Source organism: Streptomyces sp. NPDC057249, from assembly GCF_042669245.1.
Classification (GTDB): Bacteria; Actinomycetota; Actinomycetes; order Streptomycetales; family Streptomycetaceae; genus Streptomyces.
On record NZ_JBHUXS010000001.1, the window covers coordinates 111,150 to 134,223 of the forward strand.

Consider the following 23,074-nt stretch of genomic DNA (forward strand, 5'->3'; position numbering starts at 1 on the left):
CATGCGTCTTCCCGTGCGCCACATCAGCGGCCATCTGATCTGGACCACCAACGCGACGGTGTGGGCCGTGTGGCGGGTCGATTCCGACAACTACAGCCACGCCTCCAAGGCCGCCAAGCACGAACGGCTCAACGCCCTGGAGTCCCTGTTCAAGGCGATCAAGGGCGAGGCCCTGCTGCTCAGCCTCTGCCCGCAGGTGGACGCGGCCAGCGTGGTCACCCGCATGACGGCGGGTGTCGACCTGGACGCGTCCCCGGAGTACGTGGACCTGTCCCTGCGGGTCCTGGACGAGCTGGAGGAGATGGAACTCTCGGGGCGGGTCGACTTCCTGGCCGTCCCGATGAAGCACACCGACTTCAAGCAGGGCGCGTTCGCGGTCCTGTCGTCCGCCCACTACGAGGTCATGAACACCCTCGGGCTGCCCACCACCCCGGTCGGCAAGGCCGAGGAGGAGCGCCGCCTCGAACAGGCCCGGCACCTCGCGGCGACCTGGCCGACCGCCATCCGGCTCCGGCCCGCCACCGAGGGCGAGATCCTGTGGATATACGGCCACTGCGCCCGCCGGGGCCTGGCCGAGCCGCTGCTCCCGGAGCACGACGAGCCGCGCTCGGTGGTGGGCCGCGGACGCCCCGTGGCCGCGTACAGCGAGGTGATCCTGGACGAGGGCGGTCGCGGCGACGGCATCCAGGAGCGGCGCGGCGTCCCGCTCAACCCCTTCCGGCACCGGTACGTGAAGTCGAGCACCGAATTCGGCGACAGCTACCAGTCGTTCTCGATCCTGGCCGAGATGCCGGACTCCTTCGCGTTCCCCGGCAGCGAGTACCTGGCCGCCCTGGACGACTTCGGGTTCCCGGTGGACTGGGCGGTCCGGCTGCACATCGAGCAGGGCGCCAAGGCCGAGCCGAAGTCCCGCCGGCAGGCCCGCGAACTCGCCCACCAGCGCGGTGAGTACGACGGGGAGACGGCGGGCGTCCCGGCCAGCCTGGACAAGGCGAGCACCGCGCTCAACGAGTACCGCTCCCGGCTCACCTCGTCCTCGACGGAGGTCGAGATCAGGGCGAGCGTCGTCACCTGCGTGTGGGGCGGGACCCCGGAGGAGACCGAGGAGAAGGCCGCCGCGCTGATCAACCACTTCGGCGGCAACGACTACACGCTCGTCCGCCCGATCGGTGAGCAGACGTCCCTCTTCCACAGCATGCTCCCGGGCACGCCCACGCCCCGGGTGATGAACGACTACGCCCAGTTCCTGCTGGCCAAGGACTTCGCGATGTCCCTGCCGTTCTGCGGACAGGCGCTCGGCGACGACGGCGGCTCGCTCTTCGGCCTCCAGCTCAACGGCGGCGGCGCCCGCCCGGTCCTGGTCGACTTCAGCCTGGGCCCGCGCATGAACGCCTCGGCGTCCGCCGTCTTCATCGGCGAGCTGGGCTCCGGCAAGTCGGTCGCCATGAAGACCGCGATGTACTCGATCCTGACGACCGGCCGCCGCGTCGGACGCTCCCGCAGCCGCGGCCGGGCGCTGGCCATCGACCGTACGCCGCAACAGGAATGGGCCCGGTTCGCCCGCGCCTGCCCCGGCGAGACCCAGGTGATCACCGTCGACGAGGACGCCTCGGTGTCGCTGGACCCGCTGCGCGTCTTCAAGGGCCCGCGCGCCGCCCGTTACACCGAGTCCTTCCTGACCCCGCTGCTGGACATCGCCTCGATGTCCACTGAGGGCGTGACGCTCGCGGACGCCATCGACGCCACGCACAAGTCGCCCGAGCCCAGCATGCGGCTGCTCCTGGAGACCCTGACGGAGCGCGCCCAGACGCCCGACCCGCAGGACCCGGACGACCACAACGTCCGGGCGTCGGCGAGCGAACTGGCCCGGAAGCTGCGCTCGCTGGCCAAGAAGGACCTGGGCCGGGTGATCTTCGACCCGACCCTGCCGATCGTGGAGATCACCGACGCCGACACGATCATCTTCTCCGCCGCCAACATCGGTCTGCCCAAGAAGACCGAGCTGGAGGGCCACCGGCTGTCCAGCCTGGAGGTCGAGAAGAAGTTCGGCTGGCGCCTGATGTATCTGGTGGCGGCCCTCTGCCGCGAGATCGCCTTCGCCGACCCGGAGGAGTTCGTCGGCGTCTTCCTGGACGAGTGCTGGTGGCTGACCTCGTCCGCCGAAGGCACGGAACTGCTCCTGGAGATCATCAACGACGGCCGCAAGCACGGCTGCGGCGCCTTCGCCGGCTCCCACGACCCGTACGACGTCGGCCCGGCCAACTCCGAGTACGGCGAGAAGATCCGGGGCCTGGTCTCGCACCGGTTCCTCTTCCGCCACCGCAACCGCCAGCTGGCCGCGCGCGGGCTGGAGTTCCTGGGCCTGGACGGCACCGATCCGGAGCTGCTGAAGCTGGTCACCGAGAACCTGTCACCGATCAACGTCTCGGACGACGAACGACTCCTGCGCTCCGGTGAGTGCCTCTACTACGACCTGAAGAAGCGGATCGGCGGCATGAAGGTCCTGATCCCGGCGGACGAGCACGCGGCCGAGGCCATCCACACGACACCGGGCCGCGCCACCCTGGACGAGCCCGCCGAGGCCATCGAGGCGGCCGACGCCATGGAAGCGGTGGAGGCGCAGCGCATATGACCGCACTCACGGGGGTGATCCAGCAGCGCCGCCACTGGCTGCGGCTGCTGGTGCTGGTCGGCGTGCCGATCGTGCTCATGCTGGTGTTCTCGCACCACGCCTGGGCGGACGGCGGCAAGTGCAACCCGAAGGACGAAGTCCCGGACCTCTTCTGCAAGCCGCCGGAGCCGAAGGACAGCGGCAAGGTCCTCGGCATCTTCGACGTCGTCGACAAGAACGGCGTCCCGATCAGCGCCTACGGTCTCAACGTCGACCAGGGCGGCATGCTCGACGTCATCAGCAAGATCATCGCGTTCCTGATCGGCGTCGGCTTCAACGTCCTGCGGACCGTCATCGGCTTCGCCTGCTGGCTGGTCGACTGGGCGCTGGACTTCGGCCTGGCCAAGGATCTGCTCGCCCCGGTCTCCGACGTCGCCGAGACGATCAGGGCGCAGGTGATCGACAGCCTGGGCCTGAAGATCCTCTTCCTGACGATCGTCGCGGTCTACGCCGGCTACCTGATCCTGTTCAAGCAGCGGTCCAAGGGCTGGATCGAGATTTGCACGTCGCTCGTCATCGCCTCCATCGCGACCGTGACCCTGGCCAGCCCGGGCCTCGTCCTGATGGGCCAGAAGGACCAGAACGGCAACCTGGACAACAGCGGTGTCCTCGGCAAGACCAGGCAGTTCTCCCTGTACATCGCGGACGTGATGCTTGAGGACAGGTGCGCGAAGGACGGGGTGTCCCCGGCCGAGAAGGATCCCGGTGCCCCCGTCTCCACGTGCGACGGCCAGGGGGAGGGCAAGTCCGACAGCGATTCGGTGAGCAAGCCCATCACCGACGGCCTCGTCGACGCCTTCATCCAGCGCCCCGTCTGGCTGCTGTACACCCACAAGCCCATCGACGGGGCGTGCAGCGCCGCGTACGGCAGGGCCACGCTCGCCCGTTACAACTTCAACCGGCTCGTGCTGCCTCGGATGATCGAGGAGATGCAGGAGAAGGAGAAGAACAAGGGCTGGCTGAAGAAGCTCGGTGACGCGTTCAGCGACTCGTTCTCCCTCGACGGACTGAAGAACAACCTGCTGCTCGCCACGGGTAACCCCTGGGCGATCTACACCGTGGCCAAGAACGAACAGAAGGAGGCCGTCGAGGAGTTCAAGAAGGAGGCGACGAAGAGCGAGACGTGGAAGACCTACATCAGCGGTGAGAACGGGTCCGACATCGCGACGGACCCCATCGTCAACACGGCGTGCGGCGACAAGGTGCCCATGGACGACCAGCAGATCTCCGCCTCGCTGGACAACCTGATCAGCGTCTGGTTCATCGCACTCGCCGCGATCATCGTCGTGGTGCTGGTGGTGGCGGTCTCCTGCACCTTCCTGGCCTCACAGATCTGGATGGCGCTGGAAGTCATCCGGGCCCAGCCGGCCATGGTCGCCGGCATCCTGCCGGGCGGCGGGCGGCAAGTGATGTGGAAGTGGGTATCGGGGGTCGTACGCGTCATCCTGGCCATCTTCCTGTCGGTGATGTTCCTGGCCTTCTTCCTGATCATGGTCATCGCCCTGCTGAACGCGAACACCGGCGACACCATGACGGTCAAGTTCCTGACCATCGACTTCCTCGCCGTGGCCTTCCTGGTCTTCCGGAAGAAGATCACCGCGGCCGCGAAGAACGTCTCGGCCAACTTCGGCCAGAAGATGGCGGCCAAGACCGGAGGAGAAGCCAGCACCTTCCAAGGGGCCACCAACGGCGCTCCGTCGGCACTGGACCAGTTCAAGAAGGACGGGGCCACGCTCAGCAAGGTCGGCGGAAGGGCGCGTGACCTCTGGAGGGGCAAGGTGCCCGGCGAAGAGGGTGGCAGCGACGGCTCCGTCGGTGACGGCGGCGCGGGTGGCGGCGGCGGAGGAGGCCGCTCCGCCAGGCCGAAGAAGAAGCTCAAGGACCGGGTCCAGGGCGCCGTCAAGCTGGGCACCACCGTCGCGGCGGCCGTCGGCTCCGGCGGTACGAGCGCTGCGGTCCAGGCCACCGCCAAGGCCGCCCTCAAGGCCCGCCTCAAGAAGGCGGCGCAGAACCGGCTCCAGAAGAACCGCGTCGGCCGGGCCACCCTGACGGCCGCCCGCGCCGGCCGGTACCTGAAGAACGACGCCCCGGTCACCCGGAGCAGGTTCCGCAACGCGGTGGCCGCCGAGCGGCGCAACCTCGCGGACAACACCCCGCCGAGCGACGGCGACCGCCGCCGCGACTCGCAGCGGGACGCCGCCCGCCGGATGCGCCGGACCAGGAGCCGGCAGCGCAGCGACAGCCAGCGGCTGAACCGCACGGTCAACGACCGGCGCAACGCGCAGCGCAGCGCGCGGCGCTCCTCCGGCCGGGGCGGACGCCGCACACCACGCGGAGGAGGCGGCGGAGGTAACGGCAGGTGAGCGCAGCCGCCAAGGCCGAGCCGATGAGCAGTGGCAAGAAGTGGGCCATCGGCTTGGCCGTCACCGCCTTCGCCCCCTGGATCTTCTTCATCATCGCCGTCTTCATCGCGGCGAGCATGCTGCCGGGGGGCATGGCGAGCGAGGAACGCGTGCCCATCCAGGTCAGCTGTGTCAAGGTCTCCGGCATCCCCAAGCCGACCTGCGAGGCGTATCTGTCGGCGGAGGAGCAGATCAAGAAGGTCCGCCCCAAGTGCAAGAACCTCAGCTGGACGCTGCTGGCGGGCATCGGCAAGATCGAGTCCCACCACGGCACGTTCATGGGCCGCAAGGTCATCGACGAGTACGGGGACGAGTACGGCAACGTGGAGCCGCCCGTGATCGGCCCGGTCCTGGACGGCAGCAACAACACCCAGCGGATCTACGACACCGACAACGGCAAGTACGACAACGACACCACGTACGACCGGGCCGTCGGCCCCACCCAGTTCATCCCGCAGACCTGGGAGAGCGTCGCCCAGGACGGCGACGACGACGGCGACACCGACCCGCAGAACGTCTTCGACTCGGCGCTGAGCACGGCGGCGCTCCTCTGCGGCAAGGGCGCCGTCGACATGGCCGACCCGAAGACCGAGCACGACGCGGTCTTCCGCTACAACCACTCGGAGCAGTACGTCACCGACGTACTGAACGCCAAGGCGGAGTACGACGCCCTGGGCGACATCTCCGGGCCGATCAACGCCTCCGGAAAGGCCAAGCAGATCATCAAGGCCGCCAAGTCGCAGAAGGGCCAGCCCTATTCGTGGGGCGGCGGGGACACCCTGGGCCCCGGGTACGGCATCTGCTGCTCCCCGGGCGGCTACTCCGGGCGGGGCATCAAGGGCTTCGACTGCTCGGGTCTGACCGAGTACGCCTACGGGAGGGTGGGCATCATGATCGGGACCACCGCACAGGCGCAGCACGACAGCGGGAAGGTGCGGGTCACCCACCAGCGGAACCTGAAGGGCGCGCAGCCGGGCGACCTGCTGTTCTTCTCGGACAACCCGGGGAGCGGGAAAGGGATATTCCACGTGTCCATCTATCTGGGCGGCAACCGGCAGATAGAGGCGCCGAAACCGAACGACGTCGTCAAGGAGTCCGACGTCCGGATGGGTTCGCTCGACAGCATCGGACACCTGAAGTGACCGGCGCGGAGCGCTCCGGCCTGGTGATGCTCGCCATGGCGGCGGTGCTGTCGGTGGTCGGCGTCATACTGCTCTGGCCCGACATGAGCGGAGGCCGGGCCCCGGTGGCGCGCCCCCCGGCCACCTCGCCGGCCCCGTCCCCCACGACGGCCGCCCCCTCGCCCGCGGCCACCGCCACGGCCGGGCCGAAGCCCAGCCCCTCCCGCACCACCGAGGCGCCCTCGGCGTCCCCGTCCCCCTCTGCCTCCGCCTCCAAGGACGGCGACGCCCTGGCGGGGCCGGTCAGCGACGCGGCCCTGCTGAACGCGCTGCGGCTGAGCCGCCGGGCGGACATCCCGCCCAGGCTGGAGGAACGCCTGGTGGACCTCGGCGGGAAGGTCCTGCTCGCCGACGTCACCGGCACGGGCCGCAAGGCGTTCCCGGACTACTTCAAGGGCGCGTCGGCCACGGACCGCTGGCGCGACTGCCGCATCCGCGCGGGCGTCGGGGAACGCTACGACAACCGCGCCGACGCGGCCCTCATCCACCTGGTGTGGGCCGGTACGAGCCCGGAGGGCGAACGCGACGACCGCCGCCCGGCGACGGTCCTGCTGGTGCGGGACGTGGACGGCACGTGGGCACCGCAGGTACGGGAGGAGGAGAGCTGAGGGCGGGGGCAGCAGCCCGCCGCTACCGCGAGAAGCGCCCCATGGCCCGGCGGTACGTGCCCATGCCCAGCAGCAGGGGCTTGGACGGAGCGGACGGGCGGCGCGCGCCTTCGGCCGCGTCGGCGACGGCCGAGGAGGAACGCCCGGCCACGAAGACGGTGGCGGGATGGCCGTTCACCAGGATCTCGTGCGCGGCGTCGACGACGAAGCCCGCCGCGCCCAGCCCGTCACGGTACGCGTCCGCTCCCCGGCGCGAGCTGAGCAGCACCAGTCGCCCGGTCTCCGGGCGCAGGACCCGCGCGAGCGACTTCGCGACGGCGCGGGCGAACTCCTCGGGCGGGAACGGCAGTTCCTCGTGCTCCCCCCAGGGCGGATCGGTCACGACGACGTCGACCGCCCCGTCCGGAATGGACGGGAGAGTCAGGGCGTCCTCGGAGAGAAACCGCACACGCTCGTCCCGTGCCGGCTCGCCCGGAAATCCGCCCCGGTGCGCGTCGATATCCGTATCGGAATAAATGATCTCGCGGGCCGGCATGTCGAGGCGGGCCCATACGAAGGACCCGCTGCCGGCGAATGGGTCGAGATAAACGTCCTGCGGTCCCGGCTGCGAAGCGAGGACGAGCATGGAGGACAGTTCGTGCGAAACGGCCCCGGGGCTCTTCTTCGGCCGCGCCGTTTTCGGGAGCCTTGCGCAGAACAGCAGCTCTCGCATGTCGAGCCGGCCGACCACCCAGTACTCCTGGCACATGCCCCGGGGCTCGACCCGGAGCCCCGTGCGCGAGGAGACCATTCCCTCGATGTCCGCGCGGGCAGCGGGCGCGATGGAGGAGAGCTCGCCGTCGATGTGCGCCATGAGCCGGAACCCGGGGGTGCGCGCGGGCAGCGCGGGGAAAGCCTCCCTGCCCAGCAGGGAGGACAGCCGGCGGGCGCTCTGATCGACATCCTTTCGCGGTGTCGCCGCAATGACGATGAACGCGTTCTTCGCGAACGGAATTTTCGCCACTTGTTCCGCACTCGACGTGGAGTCGAAAATGGCCGCGCTGTCATCCTGATAATGCACGCTGAAGTCGTCGACGAAATTGGAGAGGGCGTCGACGACCAGTTCGCTGGTACCGGCCGGGTACTGAATGAAATAGCGCACCCAGTTACACTACCCGACCCGGGAGAGAGCCGCGCCGCTCGCTCCCTCCCGGGCCGGAGGCGCTCATGAACGGGATTCGGCCTCGTCCTCGGCGAACAGACCACGGGCGGCCGCGACCGCCGCGGCTCCGAGCGCGGCGAAGGTCTGCTCGGCGGACAGGGTGTCGTCGGTCGCGACGAACAGCGCCGCCGCCCGCAGGGAGCGCACATCGGCGAGCGCGAACAGCACCGCCGCCTCCATCTCCGTGGCCAGGACCCCGGCCGCGCGCAGCCCCGCCCATCGGCCGCGCCAGTACTCGGCCAGCGGGAAGCCCTCCGGCTTCTCCGCGTAGTAGGCGTCCTTGCAGTGCGTACGGCCCACGAAGTGCTTGAAGCCGCTCTCCTCCGCGGCGCCCACGATCGCTCTCAGCAGACCGAAGTCGGGCACTGCGGGGTATTCCGCGGGGAGGTACTGGTGACTGGCGCCCTCGTCCCGGACGCAACCGGTGGAGATCACCACGTGTCCGGCGTTGATGTGCCGCTGGATGGAGCCGCACGTCCCCACGCGCACGAACCGGCCGACACCCAGTTGAGCCAGCTCCTCGACCGCGATGGCGGTGCTCGGCCCCCCGATGCCCGTCGAGCACACGAGGAGGGGCCTCCCCTCGAACTCCGTCTCCGCCACGACGTAACCGCGCCGCTGCCACTGCCCGGTGACCTTGCCCAGATGCGCGGCGAGCGGAGGTACCCGGTCGGGGTCGCCCGTGAGGATGGCGGCGTCGGCGACGGAGTCGATCTCTCCCAGATGGTGCAGGTGCATCAGATGCTCCCGGATTCGCGAGGGGTGCCTTCTCCAGGAGAGGCGAAGGGGCTGACCATGGCCAGTGCGGCGTCTTCAAGCGTGCTCCACGGATAGGCGGCCGCGTTGGCGGTACCCGCCTCACGCAGGGCAGAAACCCGCGCCGGGTCGGCCAGGACGTCCGCCAGCGCCTCGCCGATGACCTGAGGAGCCACGTGGTGGAGCCGCTGGCCGAGGCGGCCGATGCCCACATCGGCGGCGGGCAGCAGCACGCCCCCCTTGCCGACCGCGTCACCCATGATCGCCTCGTCGTCGGTGTGCAGCAGCGGCACCCCGCACGCCTGGCCCTCGATGATCACCTGCTCCACGTCGCCGCTGTGCGGCACGTTGAGCAGGACGTCGCAGACGTTGATCCGGTCCACGTACGAGAAGCTCGCGGGGAGGACCGGGAGTCCGCCCGGGCCTTCACCCCGGGAGCCCGGGCCGCTGGTCCGGACCCCGCGTTGTTCGTCGTACCCGTCCGTCGAGGGGAACAGCAGTCGGTCACCGACGCCGTAGCGCCTGCCGAGCTCGCGCAGGTCCCAGTGCCCCTGCGGCAGACAGTGCAGGTAGAGCCGCAGGTCCCGGCCGGGCAGCAGGCGGACCGCCTCGGCGAAGCCGGCCACCGCCCGCGCCACCTGCTTGCGTTCGGTGTTGGTGGCGAACACGCCCACCACCGAGGCGTCGGCCAGCCCCGCGTGGGCGCGCAGCGCCTCGCGGTCGGTGGCGGGCCGGAACTCCTGTGGATCCACGCCCGGGGGGGCGTAGCCGGCCACGGCGATGCCTTCGCTCTCCAGGTAGGCGGCGCCCGTGCGGGACGTGGCCCACACCGCCGCGCAGGAGCGCTGCGCGTCCAGGTAGGTGCTGCTCACCGGCAGGCCGTCGAAGCACACATAGCTGACGGTGGGGCCGGTCCAGCCGGCCTGTCTGAACAGCTCGACGCATTCCAGCGCGTTGTAGGCGTCCATGTTGAGCAGCAGCACGTCCGGCCGGACCGTCCGGAAGAACTCGGGAAGTGTGTCGGTCCACCTCCCGCCCTGCTCGGCGGGCCAGACCGCGTAGGGCAGACCCGCCGGAATGTCGCTGGAACGTGCCTTGATCCCGTAGCAGGCCACGTCGTGACCGCCGCGTACCAGGCCCGCCGCGATGTGCGACGTGGTGCGGCCGAACCCGCTGGTCAGCGTGGGGGAGTCGGCGAAAATCGCGACCGTCATGCCGTCACCACCGGGGGAGGGCGTCGAGGCCCAGCTTGTTCACGACGTACTGCTCGTTCTTCCGCGCGCCGGCTTCCTTCTCCTTGGCGTGGTCAAGCCCTCGCCCCCGGTCATTGACCGGTGTGTGGTTCTGGTGGAAGACCCCGACCGCCGGGTCGTAGACCATGCGCGCGCCCGCCTGTGCCGCGCGGCCGGCGAACTCCACCTCGTGGAACCCCCAGCCCGTCATCCGGGCGTCGAACGGCTGGTCGTGCTCGTCCGTGCTGAGCGTCGTCACGAGCTCACGGCTGTAGCTCAGACTGGCGCCCCAGAACGCCGTCCAGAGCACGCCCTCCCTGGCCCCGCCGTCGGCACCGGCCAGGTGGGCGCGGCGGCAGGTGCTCAGCTCCCAGGTCATCTCGTCACCCTCGAACTTGGCGCCCGCCACCACGGTCGGGCCGGACCCGGTGTGCCAGGCCACGTGGCGCCGTACGAAGTCGGGGCGTACCCGGACGTCGTCCACCTGGATGAAGACGGCGGTTTCCGGGTCGGAGCCCGCGATGCACTCGTTCCAGCGCCGGGCGCTCAGGTAATCGGCCTCGTGCTCACGGCGCAGCACCCGCACGCGGAAGGGAAGCTTCCCGGCCGCCTCCTCCAGCGCCTCCGCGGTGCCGTCCGTGCCGCCGTCGTCCAGGACGGTGAACTCCAGACGGTCCATGGGCCAGTCCTGGGCGCTCAGGTCGTCGGCCAGCGCGAGGATCTTCGCGCGCTGGTTGTAGGTCATCGTGAAGACGGTGACGAGGGGCTGCGTGGTCACAGGCATCAGAGCTTTCCTTGCGTGGTGCTGTCGTTCAGAGCACGGACGAACCGGCGGGCCGCGTGCTCGGCATCGCGTCGCACCGGATGGACGAAGGGGACGTCGCCGCGCTGATGGGCCTTGGCCACGGACGAAGCGGCGTGGTACGGCCGGTAGCGGTTGAACGCGGTCATGTGGGCGGGGTAGTCGGAGCCGCGCAGCCCCAGCGCGTCCACCAGGGTGGGCAGCAGGACCTCTTGCAGCGTGAATGATCTGCCCGGCTCCTGGTTCCGCGCGACGAACTCACGCAGGCGCGGATACCAAGGGCTGTCGAGCAGGGTGTGGACGTACCGGGGCGTGAACACCTGACCGGGGCTGAACGCCTCGTTCGTGTGTTCCATACCGAGGATGTCGAGGAGTTCCGGCAGCTCCGGGCGGAGGCTCCGGTACGGGCGCCAGCGCGAGGTCCGCGGGGTCTTGCGGGCGAATCGCGGGGCCAGGTAGTCGTTGTCGGCCATGGCGGACGCCAGGAAGTCCTCGAAGCCCTCGTTGACGAAGGCCATGTCGGACTCGACGTTGACCACGTGGTCGTAGTCCCGGTCGGCCGCCCACTCGAGCATGTCGAAGAAGAACGGGGTCACCTTGGCGTACAGCAGTGGCCTGCTGCACTCCATCCGCTCGACGTCCACGGGGGCCCGCCGGCCGACGGCACCCGCGGGCCCCGAGTCGTACCAGTAGATGTCGGCGGCGGGGCAGAACCGCCTGATCCCGCGCACCAGATCGTCGGCGTACTCGTCCGGAGCGTGGTCCAGGACCACGAAGCACAGTCGGCCGGCCACGTCAGCCCGCCTCGGGGGACGGCGCCATCAGGCGCGCCGCCGTGACGAGTTCGGCAAGACCGCTGTCGAGCGTGTGGCGGGTGGTGAAACCAAGGCTGCGGATCTTCTCGTAGGACACGCCGTAGTCCCGCTGGTCCGCGTCCTTGCCGAACTCCTCGAACCGGAGGTCGTAGGGCACCATGCGCTGGATGCGCCGGGCCAGTTCGGCCTTGGTGCAGTTCATGCTCTCGTGCCCGACGTTGAAGACCTCGTCCGCCATCGCCTTCCAGGAGTCCAGGGCGAACGCGATGGACAGGGCCATGTCGTGGACATGGATGAAGGTGCGCCGGAACCCGCCCTCGTAGACCGTGATGCCTCCGCCGTGGACGGCCTGCTGGACGAAGTCGTTGGGGAGGAGGTCGAAGCGCATCCGAGGGCTGACACCGAACGCGGTGGCATACCGGTAGACCACGCAGTTCCCCGCGCCCAGCACCAGCTCCTCACCCTCCAGCTTGGTGCTGCCGTACAGACTCAGAGGGGCGGTGGGCGTCGTCTCCGTGCACATCTCGGACGGGATCGCCCCGTAGACGCTGCCGGTCGACGCGAAGACCAGACGCTGGTCGGGCCGGCGCAGATCGAGCAGCAGCTTCGTGCCGTTGACGTTGGTGTTCACCGCGCGCTCCGGCTCGCGCAGGCAAGCCGGATATCCGACCACGGCGGCCAGGTGGACGATGGCGTCCACACCCTCCAGGGCAGACGCGAGAACGGTCGCGTCGCAGGCATCGCCGTGGACGAACTCGAAGCCGGGGCGCGGGACGCACGGCAGCAGACCCTGTCCGCCGACGTGCAGTTCGTCCAGTACGCGCACCTGGTGGCCCTGGTCGAGCAGAACCGGAACCAGTGCGGACCCGACGTACCCGGCTCCCCCCGTGACAAGTATGTGCATGATCTCCTCTTCGGATGAATCCCTACTGGGCCGACAACGGCGCTTCGGGGTGTTCCAGCAACACCGTCCTGATGAGCTCCCCGCTGGGGAGCCCGTACTCGTGCACCACTTCCAGGTCCACGTTGAAGGGCTCCAGTTCCAGGTAGAAGCCGTTGCCGTACAGATCGCGCGGGGTGTGCTTCCCCGTGGGCTTGTCGATGTTGCGCCGCTCCCCGGCGGGGATGTCCGCCTGCCCGTCCGTGATCAGCACGTAGCGGTAGCGGGTGAGCTTGCCCAGGACGGCCGCGACGTGCTCGAAGGACATCAGGTAGAGCGCCATCGAGATCACGCACAGGTCGCCGTCCGGCAGCTCGTCCTCGACGAGGTCCCGGACCATGAACTCGTGGCGCTCGTCCGCGTACTGCGCACGGTTGTGCTCGATCAGGCGGTCGTAGATGTCCACACCGATGTAATGCGTGTCCCCCAGATCGGTCTCCGAGGCCAGCTTGTGGTCACCGCAGGCCAGATCGACGATCCGGCGGATCTCCGGGTGACTGCGGACGAAGGAGGCCAGGAACTCGCGGTACGGCAGGGTGAGTTCCGACGGGGAGTCCGAGTAGTAGCGCGCGCCCTCGGGCGACCGCCCCCACTGGTTGTTCTCGTACACCCACCCGTAGAGCTGCTCCCGGTACGCACGGCTGTTGCCGGGCAGGGGAGCGGGAGGGGTCACCATGTCAGCCATTGAGCACCTCACGCAGGCAGTCGGCCACGTAGGCCGCGTCGTTCGCGGGCATGTCGGGGTAGATCGGCGGGCAGATGTGAGCGGGGCAGATCCGGTCGGCACCGGGGAAGGGACCGGCCGCGTACGAGCGGAAGGCGTCCTGCAGATGGCAGGGCGTCTGGTAGACGTAGCCGCCGAGAGCGATGCCGAACTTCTCGTCGAGACGGCGCTGCACGTCCTGCGGACGGTGCCGCTCCAGCTCGACGATGTACTTGTACCTGTTGTGGACCGCGCCGTCGGGCGGAGTGAGCAGCCGGACCCCTTCGATCCCGGCCAGCCGCTCGTCGTACACCGCGGCCACCGCGTTGCGTCCGGCGATCATCTCGTCCAGCCGGCGCAGCTGGACGCGGCCGACGATGGCCTGCATCTCGGTCAGGCGCCAGTTGTACCCCGTCGTGGACATCGTTCCGTCGGGGTTCTTGGCGTGATCGCGGAGCAGCCGTGCCGTGTCGCGTATCCGCTCGTCGTCGGTGGCGATGAGACCGCCCTCGCCGCTCGTCATGACCTTGGTGCTGAACAGCGAGAAGGCGGCGGCGACGCCGAAGGTACCGGCACGGCGGCCCCGGTAGGAGGCTCCCGCGGCGTGCGCCGCGTCCTCGACGAGCGGCACGCCCCGTTCCTCGCAGAGCCGGGCCAGGTCGACGGTCCGCGGCGACACGAGACCGCCGATGTGCACCGTGACCACGGCACGCGTGCGCGGCCCGATCCTGGCCTCCACGTCCTCCACGCTCACGGACATGTCGTCCGACGTGTCCGCGAAGACGGGCACGGCGCCCGCGCGCAGCACGGACACGACGGTGGCCCCGAACGTATTGGTCGGCACCACCACCTCGCCGCCCTCCACACCGACAGCGCGCAGCGCGATCTCCAGCGCGGCGGTCCCACTGGCGACCGAGACCGCGTGCCGGGTTCCGGTGTACGCGGCGAAATCCGTCTCCAGCGCCTCACCGTGCGCCGACATGGTCAGGTGCCGCTGATCGCGGAAGAGCCGGCCGACCTCATCGGTGATGTACTGGATATCAGCTTCGTGGAAGCTGTAGCTGAAGGACGGTATGCACTTTTCTGACACAGCTGACCGGCCCCCCGGGAACCATGGGTTAGTAGATCTGGATGTATGCGGGTCCCGAATACTCACGGAATATCGAGCATCGTGCCGACCGTGGGATTCACTTGTTCCTGGAGTGACAGGTAGCGATAGAAGACTTCTTCGTCGATACCCCACTCCTTCAGGCGCAGCGGCGAGAACTGGGTGTCGTACCGGTAGTCACCGGACAGGTCGTAGGCCCAGATGGCCACGGGAACGAATTCCGGTTGCAATTGCGCGATGTAGTCCCGGGTCGCCTCGTAGTCCGCCAGCTCGGTCACACCTCCGATGAGGAGGTAGGTGACCACCTTGATGCCGCGGTCGCGGAGCAGGCGGACGGCCTTCTCGATGCGTTGCAGATCGGTGCGCTTGTTGAACGACTTGAGCAGGTCCCGGGTGATGCCCTCGACACCGATCTTCACCCGTTCGACGCCCAGTTCCACGAGCTGGTCGGCGATCTGCGGGGTGATCATGTCGACCCGTGTGTCGATGGTGTAGGACTTGCGCACGCCGGCCTCGCGCAACGCGTCCGAAAGCGCGGCGAGCCGCTTCCGGGGGGCGTAGGTGAAGGTCAGGTCCGTCAGGTAGACGCCCTGCTCGGGGCGGCGCGCGATGTCCGCGACCACGGTGTCGAGGTCCACGAACCTGACCCGTTCGTCGAGTTCGCCGTACAGCTGCTGCACGAGGCAGAAGGAGCACGGGAACCGGCAGCCGAACGAGGTCATGACGAAGTCCGTCTGCTGCTCGGCGGGGTAGAGCCGGCCGAGGTTCGGCACGACGTTCAACGGAATGGGCCGCGGCGGCACGTAGCCGGTGGGGCGCTTCCGGATGATGTCGACGATCTGCTCGGAGGGCTCGCCCCCGAGTACGCAGTCGAAGTCGTCCTGGAACCGCTGCCTGTCCAAGGTGAAGAAATGGCCCACCCCGACCGTGTAGACGCCCAGCTGTCTGAAAAGCTTGGAGTAGTGGGCAGCGATGAAGGGATTGCCCCAGTCCTTGGTGGCGATCAGCGGCTCGCCTCCGAGAATGACGACCGCCTTCGGGTTGAAGGACATGACGATCTCGGCGACCTCGCCGTAGAGGCTTCCCTTTCCGTCCACGGCGTCCACGAACGGCTGGTAGTTCTGGAACATCCACTTCATGGACCAGTACCGCTTGCCGGGTGTGTGGTCGGCGTTGTAGACCACGTGTGAGACACCGGCCTCTTCGAGAAAGGCCGAAAGATAGGTCAGCGAGGGCGCCGCACGATTGTTGTGGCTTCCGCAGAAGCGGTAGTACGGCGGGGCGAGAAGGACAACATCGACCTCGTCCATGCAGGTTCCCTTCGGCCTGGATGGGTTGGATCTAATCGACGAGCTGATTTTCGACGCGCAGCCACTCGGTCATCTCCGCGATGCCGTCACGAGGCGCTCGCTCGGGCTTCCACCCCAGCAGCTTCCGCGCCTTGCGGATGTCGCTGATGTACACGTCCTGGTCACCGGTGCGCCGCGGTTCGTACGTGGCCGGCACGCCCCGGCCCGCCAGTTCGGCGAGCAGCGGGCCGAACTCCCCCCACACCGATACGGAGAACTCGGGGCCCCCGCCGATGTTGAACACCTCGCCGAGGCCCTGCCCGTCTGCCAGCACCCGGCGCATGGCGGCGACCAGGTCGTCGATGTGCAGCAGGTCGCGCACCTGGAGGCCGTCGCCGTAGATGGTGACCGGGTTGCCCAGCAGCGTGGACTTGACCAGCCAGCTGACCCAGCCCTGGTCCACCGTGCCGTTCTGCCACTTGCCGTAGATGCAGGACATGCGGAACACGGTGGTGGCCAGGCCGTAGGTGTACGCGTAGTCCTGTACGTACAGGTCCGCCGCCAGTTTGGACACGCCGTAGGGGGTCGTGGCCAGGGTCGGGAAGTCCTCGGCGATGCCGTCCGGGTGCTCGGGGAGGACGTAGCGGGTCTCGGTCCGCTCCGTACGGAGCCGCTCAAGGCTCCCGTACACCTTGTTGGTGGAGGTGAAGAGGACCCGTGCGTCGGCCGCGTGCTTGCGTACGGCTTCCAGGACGTTGAGGGTGCCCCGGGCATTGATCTCGAAGTCGACCGCCGGATGGGCCACCGAGTCGGTGACGGCCACCTGGGCGGCCAGATGGGCCACGGCCTGCGGGCGGCAGTCGGCCACCACGGCGGCCAGCCCCTCCGCGTCGCGGACGTCCACCGGGCGGAAGTCGACCCGTTCGGCCGCGACGGGGTCCTCCAGCAGCGCCTGGAGGTTACGGAGGCTGCCGCGACGGGAGAGGTTGTCGACCACCGTCACCTCGTGGCCGGCCCGGACCAGCGCCGCCGTCAGGTTGCAGCCGATGAAACCGGCGCCGCCCGTGACAAGTGCCCTCATGACTGCTTCCCCTTCTCCTGGTGAGTCGCGAGGATCAGCTCGCGCTCGAAGAGCACGCCGAAGTCGTTGTCGTCGGTGTGCTGGGCCGCCGCTTCGACGCACGTCTCGGCGCCGCCCTCGACGGCCGCCAGTCGCAAGCTCTGGATGGCCGCGTACCGGACACGTCCCGCGCCGTCGGTGCGCAGGGAGCGGGCGACCTCGCCCAGCGCGGCGGCAGCGCGCCGCTTGCGTGCCTGTGCACCCAGGGCCGCCACGGCCTCGGCGCGCACGACATCCTGCGGGTGCTGGCGTGAGACGGCGACGATGTCCGCGGTCGCCGCGTCGACCCGCTCGCTGTCGTCCCCGTTCTCCGCGAGCATGCCCCAGCACCAGACGGCGGCACGCGCCGTTCGGTAGTCCTCGTGGGCCAGCCGGTCCGTGACGGCGCGCAGCAGCGCGGGGCGGCCTTCGGCGCTGCCGATCTCGCCGAGGAAGTACACCGCGTCGCGTGCCACCGCCTCGTTGCCGTCGGCCACACACTGCTCCAGCAGGTCGAGAGCCCTCTCCCGGCCTTCCCGGGTGCCGGACAGGCCGAGGGCCAGCGCGGCGAACGGAAGCGACTCGTCCGGGATCGCGCCCGGCCGGGCGAGCGTCCGGATCAGCTCCGGGACGGCCGTCCCCCCGAGCCTGGCGAGCGACCAGGCGCACTCGTCCCGCGCGTAGAAGGACGGGTCGGCGAGCCCGCGCACCAGATACGGGACCGACTCCGGGTAGTCCAGGCGGCCCAAGGCCCCGGCCATGCGCCACCGCACGTCGAAGTCCCAGTACTCCAGCAGGTAGCGCCCGAGCAGGGGCACCGTCGCCCGCACCTGCGGCTCGCGCCACAGACTGCCCAGCGTCATGCCGGCCGACATGGCCTCCGGCCATGCGACGAAGTCACCTTCCAGGGCCCGCACGGCCTCGCGCACCCGGTCCTCGGTGCTCCGCCCGTCCGGAGCGAGGAACTGCCGGTCGTTGCGCAGCTCGTGGCCGTAGTGGTAGACCCGCGCTCCCGGCTCGAACCGGATCCAGCGGCTTCCCTCCGGCAGGATCTGCTTGGTCCAGTGGTGGTCCTCGAGCTCGATGACGCTCTCGTCGAACGGCTGCTTCTCCCACGACGCGATGCTGAAGGCGGAGTTCGCGTTCCAGAAGTCGGAGTCCCTCGTCTCGGAACGCGGCTGGATGTCCGAGAAGATGTCCAGGTCGCGCTTGTCGAGGAACTTGGCGTTGACCGGGTAGATCTGTCCGCCGTACACCCCGAGGACGTCCGGGCTCCGCAGCGGCCGGATCAGGTTCTCCAGCCACCGCTCGTCGGACGGAATGGCGTGGGCGCTCACCACCACCACGTGATCCCCAGTGCACGCCTCGATCGACCGGTTGAGCGCCGCACCGGGCTTGTAGTCCGTGATGTCGACCAGCTTGTCGGCGTACGGCGCCGCGATGGCGCGGGAGTCGTCGGTGGAGCTGTTGTCCACGGCAACGATCTCCACGGGCACCGAGCACCGCTGGGCACGGATCGCGCGCAGCACGGCGCCGAGATGTACCGCCTCGTTCCGGAACCGGACGATGACACTGAGCTTCTGCATGGTCGTGCTCACTTCCTGACCGCTTCGGCCAGAGCGTCGGCCACAAGGTCGATGTCGGTGTCGGGCATTCCGGCGTACGTGGGGAGCCAGAAGGCCCGGCTGGCGATTTCCTGGGCGACGGGGCAGTCGGCGGTGTAAGGGGCGAGCACCGGTTGCTCGTGCAGTGGGGGCCAGACGGCACGGGCGTCGACACCGCGCGAGCGCAGGTGGTCCAGGACCGCGGGCCGCCGCTCCGCCGTCGTCGTGACGGTGTGCAACCAGCAGGAATATTCGGCCCAGGACGCGGTCGGACGAGGGGCGTAGACCGACGCATCGATGCGCTCCGTGTAGCGGCGCGCGACGTCCCTCCGGGCTCCGATGAGCTCGTCCCACCGATCGAGCTGTCCCAGTCCCAGCGAGGCGGTGAGGCTGGTCATCCGGAAATTGCGGCCCACGACCTCATGGACGTAGGGCTTCTTCGGCGTCATGCCGTGATTGGCCAATAGGCGCATCACTGACAGGAGTTCGTCCGAGTCGGTGCCGACGCTGCCGCCTTCACCGGTCGTGATCGCCTTGTTCGCGTGAAAGCTGAAGACGGAGGCGTCGCCCTGCCCTCCGACCAGTGAGCCCTTGTACCGCGCGCCGTGTGCCTCGGCGGCGTCCTGGATCACCGGGACGCCGATGTCGCGCAGCGCGTCGTAATCCGCGGGGTGCCCCAGCACGTCCACGGCGATGACCGCCTTGGTACGCCCTGTCAGGGCGGCCCGCACCGCCTGTGGCGAGATCGTCCAGGTCTCCGGGTCGATGTCGACCAGGACCGGCACGGCCCCCACGGCGAGCACGGTGGTCGCCGGGGCCGCGAAGGTGAAGGCGGGGACGATGACCTCGTCACCCGGTCCGACACCGAGGGCGCGCAGAGCGAGTTCGAGAGCCAGAGTCCCGTTGGCGACGGCGATCGTGTGCCGGCGCCCGACCCGGGTGGACAAGCCTTCCTCGAAGCGGCTGACGATGCCACCCGTCCCCGAGATCCATCCGTCCTCGAGTGCTTGCTGTACGTAGGAGCGCTCGAGTGCGCTGAGGTTCGGCCGCGCCAGCGGCACCTTGACGGGCGGGAGGGTTACGGGGCGCATACTCATCCGAGCCGCTCTATTCGCTCGGAGCCGTGCCCATGCTGCTCGGCGAACCAGGCGACCGTGTCCTTCAGACCCACTTCCGCGGATACCCCGGGTGCCCAGTCGAGAAGTTCGGCGGCCCGGGAGATATCGGGCCGGCGCTGCTCGGGATCGTCTTCGGGCCGCTCCACAAAGGTGATCGTCGTGTCGGAACCACAGATCTGGCGCACGAGTTCGGCGAGCTCCAGAACCGTCATCTCCTGCGGGTTGCCCAGATTGACGGGGCCCGCGCTGCCCGAATCGAGCAGCCTGACCAGCCCCTCCACGAGATCGGACACATAGCAGACGGAGCGTGACTGCGCCCCCGTACCGGCGACGGTGATCGGCTCGTTCGCGAGCGCCTGCCGGACGAACGTGGGGATCGCGCGACCGTCGTGGGCGCGCATGTGAGGGCCGTACGTATTGAAGATGCGGGCGATCGCGGTGTCCACGCCCCGGGTGCGGTGGTAGGCCATCACCGCTGCTTCGGCGAACCGCTTCGCCTCGTCGTACACCGAGCGCGGCCCGATGGGGTTGACGTTGCCCCAGTAGCCCTCGTGCTGCGGATGGATCAGCGGGTCACCGTACACCTCACTGGTCGAGGCCAGGAGGTAACGCGCTCCCTTCCGCTCGGCCAGGTCCAGTGTGTTGAACGTGCCCAGTGACCCGGAACGGAGTGTTTCCAGGGGAAGCCGGAGATAGTCGACCGGACTCGCCGGCGAGGCGAAATGCAATACGGCGTGCACGTCGCCGTCGATGTCGAAGGGCTCGCTCACGTCCTGCCTGAGAAGACTGAACTCCGGCAGGGCGGAAAGGCCGGCGACGTTCGCTTCGTTGCCTGTCGAAAAATTGTCCAGACAGATGACTTCACATCCGTCCGCCAGCAGTCGGCGGCACATATGAGAGCCAAGAAAGCCGGCTCCGCCGGCCACGACGATACGTCTCCGCACCTATCCCCCTAAGTACAGACGCTGAACAGACGACAAGTGACGCGGGAATCGACGTCCCGGGCTTCAACCCGCCCGTCGCTTCCGGCGCCACCGCCTATGCCTCCGGACTATCGCACTGGCTCTCAAGAGGTGTCAACGACGTACTTCACACCACCGGTTGCCCCGTCACTGCCGCAACTGTGCCGCTCGGGCGCCATCTTGACTATCCGTCGCCTCGTGGCTCCGGGCGTCGTCCACACACTCCCGGACGTGCGAAGCGCATCAACATCCCATCGCACCAAGGGAATCAAGGGGCTCCCTCTTCCTGCCATCGCAAACGCAATGTCACTCACGCTCCGGCGCGGCGACTCGAACCAAAGCAGCACACGGGGCAGCCGACCGCCACGGGCGCCGCCAGGTGGCGCCCGCCCCGTCCGCGACCGAAGCCGCATCCACGAGCCGGCGGACGGGCCGGAGGAACTATGTCTGGTTTACGGCGATCCACACATGAAATGCACAGGGCCTACTCATCCGGGAACGAGCAGATAGGAGAGAACCCGAAACGTCCGGGCCCGGACCGTTGCACCGCATTGCAGACCCGGATACGACCACGGGAGCGAACGGCCTCGGTATCGATGGGCCGGAAACGCGTCAATAGCACGTGTGCGTGCCGCGCCACCTCGAGATGCGGTTGCAGCGCTATGGGCTGTCCCACGATGCCCGGCGCGAACAGCCCTTAGGGCCACGAAAGAGGAGCTCGTCCGTCGGCCGCGACACCCCCGTAAACCCGGTAGTACAGATCCCCCACGGTGATATTGGCGGTAATGGTACGCGCCTCCAGCCAACGCTCAGATGTGGATGTCCCCTGGGTTATGGCGGCCATTCCGCCCATTCGCGATGCCGCGTCGGCGACCTGGTTGGCGACGTGGGCCGCATGAGTGGCGGCCAGCCGCTGTCTGGCATTCGGTTCCAGTTCGGAGGCCTGCCCGTGACTCGCGCGACGCCAAACGTCGGCGGTGGCCTCATGCAGAAAACTGCGCGCAGCGAGCAGCTGGGCGTAGGAGTGGCCCAGAAGTTGGTGCTTCATCTGTTCGGCGTCGGGCCGCACGTGCCGGGAGGCCAAGGAGTCCAGACAGGCGAATCCGATGCCCAGGCTCACCGCACCCATCGCCCTCGGGATCAGGAAGCGGTAACGCCGCCGGGTGTGACTGCTTTGATCATCGGTGACGTCGAATGTTATCCGCTGTCGCGGTACTGGGACGGCGTCTATCGACACGGGGGCGGTACTGGCTCCGGCCAGACCCACGGGAACCCATGGCGAGCCGAGCTGACATTCCGAGCGGTGCACGAGCGCGACGGCGGTCGCGGCGGGGTGACCGCCTTCCACCGTGCAGCCCAGTGCCACCCAGGTGGCATGGGTCACTCCGCTCGCCATGTCCCAGGAACCGGACAGGATGAACCCATCCCCTGAGGGCGTGAGAGTTCCGCTGTTGGCGCCCGCGTAGGAAATCAGCGGATGCGAGCCAGACCATATCTCGTGCGCACCAGCGGGCGGCAGTTCGAAACTGAACAGTCCTCCGGCCACCCCGACGCATGCGGTCCAGCCCAGAGTGCCGTTGATGTAGGCGAGGTCCTCGATCACGGCGAGGGCAGCGGGCCCCTCCATCTCGAAACCCCCGTACTCCTCGGGGACGAGTGCGGTGAATACACCGGCCTTTTCGAGAAGGTTCAGCTGTTCCTCGAATATCGCACTGCCGCTACCGAATTCGCCCGCAGCGATAAGCTGTGGCCATATTTCGGACCATACGGAGTCAGTAGCAGAAAAAGTGCTTGACCACGGGCGCGCTCGGGTCATCGGAAGTCTCCTGACTCAGTAGCTTTCTGTGGAAGATCAGCAGAGTAGCCGATGCGGGCGGGAGGAGACGCGCCGTTTCGATTGCGCTGGATCCGGGCGTGCCGGAGCCGCAGCACCGCGTCGATGATGCGCCCGCCGCAGGCAATAGAGAGTCGCCCACTGCCACTGCGGCCCGGAGGAATGGATTCCGGTCGTCCGGACTTGACCCACAGAATGCACTTACGTTCCCACTCGCCCCGCCTGCCCAGTTCATTCAAGCCCATTCGGTGCAGGGCGCGAACCACACTCCCGGGCCCTGCACCGGCGGCGGGCTGCCGGCAGGCTGCATGACCGCCCAGTGGATGCCGATGGCCCCCGGCCCGAGCAGGCCCCCAGCACCGGTCCCGGTGCCGAGCCGCCCTGCAGCGCGAGGCAGAGAAAAGGAAAAAGCCCCAGGTCACGGCGAGTGAGTCCTGGGGCTGATCCGAGCCGCCTTCGGGATTCGAACCCGAGACCTACGCATTACGAGACCGAGAGCGATCGTACCGGGTGGTGCCGCGCCATGCTTCCTGATGACGTTTCCCCAAATCAGACCATGTGCGCCAGTCTTCCCCGTACGGCCTCGTACTGGCTCGTCCAAAGGCGTCTGTCCACCGGCCGTCCACCGGAGCGCCCCTTCGGGCAGCTTCCAGTGACCATTCAGTTGCGCATGTGGGACGAGCCGAACCGACGTGGCCCTCCGACCGAAGCGCTTGTCAGAGTCTCACAACTGCTGCTCACGCTCTCGG

General features: G+C 68.6%; 18 protein-coding genes. 4 read left to right on the forward strand and 14 right to left on the reverse strand.

The features are described 5' to 3' along the window. The first annotated feature begins 1 nt into the window (after position 1). From ACFUJY_RS00525 to ACFUJY_RS00540, 4 genes are read left to right on the forward strand one after another with little or no spacing between them, the layout of a single operon-like run. Positions 2–2,632, forward strand: a complete 2,631-nt coding sequence (locus ACFUJY_RS00525) for an ATP-binding protein (protein WP_383292380.1) — start codon at positions 2–4, stop codon at positions 2,630–2,632. Further along, complete coding sequence (locus ACFUJY_RS00530; protein WP_383292383.1) at positions 2,629–5,034, forward strand: hypothetical protein; 2,406 nt, start codon at positions 2,629–2,631, stop codon at positions 5,032–5,034. Before ACFUJY_RS00525 ends, ACFUJY_RS00530 begins: the two co-directional genes overlap by 4 nt. Further along, positions 5,031–6,215: a C40 family peptidase gene (locus ACFUJY_RS00535; RefSeq protein ID WP_383292387.1), complete on the forward strand. Its 1,185-nt coding sequence runs from the start codon at positions 5,031–5,033 to the stop codon at positions 6,213–6,215. Before ACFUJY_RS00530 ends, ACFUJY_RS00535 begins: the two co-directional genes overlap by 4 nt. Next, positions 6,212–6,862, forward strand: a complete 651-nt coding sequence (locus ACFUJY_RS00540) for a hypothetical protein (protein ID WP_383292390.1) — start codon at positions 6,212–6,214, stop codon at positions 6,860–6,862. The genes ACFUJY_RS00535 and ACFUJY_RS00540 overlap by 4 nt, the downstream gene beginning before the upstream one ends. Before the next feature lie 22 nt (positions 6,863–6,884). On the opposite strand, the gene ACFUJY_RS00545 is transcribed toward ACFUJY_RS00540, so the two are convergent. The 14 genes from ACFUJY_RS00545 to ACFUJY_RS00610 form a co-directional block, all read right to left on the reverse strand. After that, positions 6,885–8,003, reverse strand: coding sequence for a TRM11 family SAM-dependent methyltransferase (locus ACFUJY_RS00545; RefSeq protein ID WP_383292392.1), 1,119 nt, complete (start codon positions 8,001–8,003; stop codon positions 6,885–6,887). A gap of 63 nt (positions 8,004–8,066) precedes the next feature. Further along, entirely contained in the window at positions 8,067–8,801 is a 735-nt protein-coding gene (locus tag ACFUJY_RS00550; RefSeq protein WP_383292395.1) for a nucleoside phosphorylase, read from the reverse strand. After that, the gene (locus ACFUJY_RS00555) at positions 8,801–10,033 is read right to left on the reverse strand and encodes a hypothetical protein (RefSeq protein WP_383292398.1); all 1,233 of its coding nucleotides are present in this window, start codon (positions 10,031–10,033) and stop codon (positions 8,801–8,803) included. The genes ACFUJY_RS00550 and ACFUJY_RS00555 overlap by 1 nt, the downstream gene beginning before the upstream one ends. Before the next feature lie 4 nt (positions 10,034–10,037). Then, entirely contained in the window at positions 10,038–10,835 is a 798-nt protein-coding gene (locus tag ACFUJY_RS00560) for a glycosyltransferase (protein ID WP_383292401.1), read from the reverse strand. Beyond that, positions 10,835–11,647 (reverse strand): hypothetical protein, encoded by an 813-nt coding sequence (locus ACFUJY_RS00565; RefSeq protein ID WP_383292403.1) that lies wholly within the window; start codon positions 11,645–11,647, stop codon positions 10,835–10,837. The genes ACFUJY_RS00560 and ACFUJY_RS00565 overlap by 1 nt, the downstream gene beginning before the upstream one ends. 1 nt (position 11,648) lies before the next feature. Next, a complete protein-coding gene (locus ACFUJY_RS00570; RefSeq protein ID WP_365677246.1) occupies positions 11,649–12,572 on the reverse strand; it encodes an NAD(P)-dependent oxidoreductase in 924 nt (307 codons plus the stop codon). A gap of 22 nt (positions 12,573–12,594) precedes the next feature. After that, entirely contained in the window at positions 12,595–13,284 is a 690-nt protein-coding gene (locus ACFUJY_RS00575) for a hypothetical protein (protein WP_383292406.1), read from the reverse strand. A gap of 1 nt (position 13,285) precedes the next feature. Next, positions 13,286–14,401 carry a DegT/DnrJ/EryC1/StrS family aminotransferase gene (locus ACFUJY_RS00580; protein WP_383292409.1) on the reverse strand — a complete coding sequence of 372 codons (1,116 nt, stop codon included), beginning with the start codon at positions 14,399–14,401 and terminating at the stop codon, positions 13,286–13,288. A gap of 62 nt (positions 14,402–14,463) precedes the next feature. After that, on the reverse strand, positions 14,464–15,729 hold the full coding sequence (locus ACFUJY_RS00585) for a B12-binding domain-containing radical SAM protein (protein ID WP_383292411.1): 1,266 nt from the start codon (positions 15,727–15,729) through the stop codon (positions 14,464–14,466). Between the two features lie 31 nt (positions 15,730–15,760). Beyond that, a complete protein-coding gene (locus ACFUJY_RS00590) occupies positions 15,761–16,789 on the reverse strand; it encodes a GDP-mannose 4,6-dehydratase (RefSeq protein WP_383292414.1) in 1,029 nt (342 codons plus the stop codon). Next, positions 16,786–18,393, reverse strand: a complete 1,608-nt coding sequence (locus ACFUJY_RS00595) for a HEAT repeat domain-containing protein (protein ID WP_383292416.1) — start codon at positions 18,391–18,393, stop codon at positions 16,786–16,788. The genes ACFUJY_RS00590 and ACFUJY_RS00595 overlap by 4 nt, the downstream gene beginning before the upstream one ends. A gap of 8 nt (positions 18,394–18,401) precedes the next feature. Beyond that, positions 18,402–19,508, reverse strand: coding sequence for a DegT/DnrJ/EryC1/StrS family aminotransferase (locus tag ACFUJY_RS00600; RefSeq protein WP_383292419.1), 1,107 nt, complete (start codon positions 19,506–19,508; stop codon positions 18,402–18,404). Next, entirely contained in the window at positions 19,505–20,461 is a 957-nt protein-coding gene (locus ACFUJY_RS00605) for a UDP-glucuronic acid decarboxylase family protein (protein WP_383293840.1), read from the reverse strand. Before ACFUJY_RS00605 ends, ACFUJY_RS00600 begins: the two co-directional genes overlap by 4 nt. Positions 20,462–21,188: 727 nt before the next feature. Further along, positions 21,189–22,307, reverse strand: a complete 1,119-nt coding sequence (locus tag ACFUJY_RS00610) for a hypothetical protein (RefSeq protein ID WP_383292422.1) — start codon at positions 22,305–22,307, stop codon at positions 21,189–21,191. Between the last annotated feature and the right edge of the window lie 767 nt (positions 22,308–23,074).

Coding starts and splice junctions, on each gene's coding strand:
- ACFUJY_RS00525 (WP_383292380.1), top strand. CDS start 2: ATGCGTCTTCCCGTGCGCCACATCAGCGGCCATCTGATCTGGACCACC.
- ACFUJY_RS00530 (WP_383292383.1), top strand. CDS start 2,629: ATGACCGCACTCACGGGGGTGATCCAGCAGCGCCGCCACTGGCTGCGG.
- ACFUJY_RS00550 (WP_383292395.1), bottom strand. CDS start 8,801: ATGCACCTGCACCATCTGGGAGAGATCGACTCCGTCGCCGACGCCGCC.
- ACFUJY_RS00555 (WP_383292398.1), bottom strand. CDS start 10,033: ATGACGGTCGCGATTTTCGCCGACTCCCCCACGCTGACCAGCGGGTTC.
- ACFUJY_RS00560 (WP_383292401.1), bottom strand. CDS start 10,835: ATGCCTGTGACCACGCAGCCCCTCGTCACCGTCTTCACGATGACCTAC.
- ACFUJY_RS00570 (WP_365677246.1), bottom strand. CDS start 12,572: ATGCACATACTTGTCACGGGGGGAGCCGGGTACGTCGGGTCCGCACTG.
- ACFUJY_RS00575 (WP_383292406.1), bottom strand. CDS start 13,284: ATGGTGACCCCTCCCGCTCCCCTGCCCGGCAACAGCCGTGCGTACCGG.
- ACFUJY_RS00585 (WP_383292411.1), bottom strand. CDS start 15,729: ATGGACGAGGTCGATGTTGTCCTTCTCGCCCCGCCGTACTACCGCTTC.
- ACFUJY_RS00590 (WP_383292414.1), bottom strand. CDS start 16,789: ATGAGGGCACTTGTCACGGGCGGCGCCGGTTTCATCGGCTGCAACCTG.
- ACFUJY_RS00595 (WP_383292416.1), bottom strand. CDS start 18,393: ATGCAGAAGCTCAGTGTCATCGTCCGGTTCCGGAACGAGGCGGTACAT.
- ACFUJY_RS00600 (WP_383292419.1), bottom strand. CDS start 19,508: ATGAGTATGCGCCCCGTAACCCTCCCGCCCGTCAAGGTGCCGCTGGCG.
- ACFUJY_RS00610 (WP_383292422.1), bottom strand. CDS start 22,307: ATGACCCGAGCGCGCCCGTGGTCAAGCACTTTTTCTGCTACTGACTCC.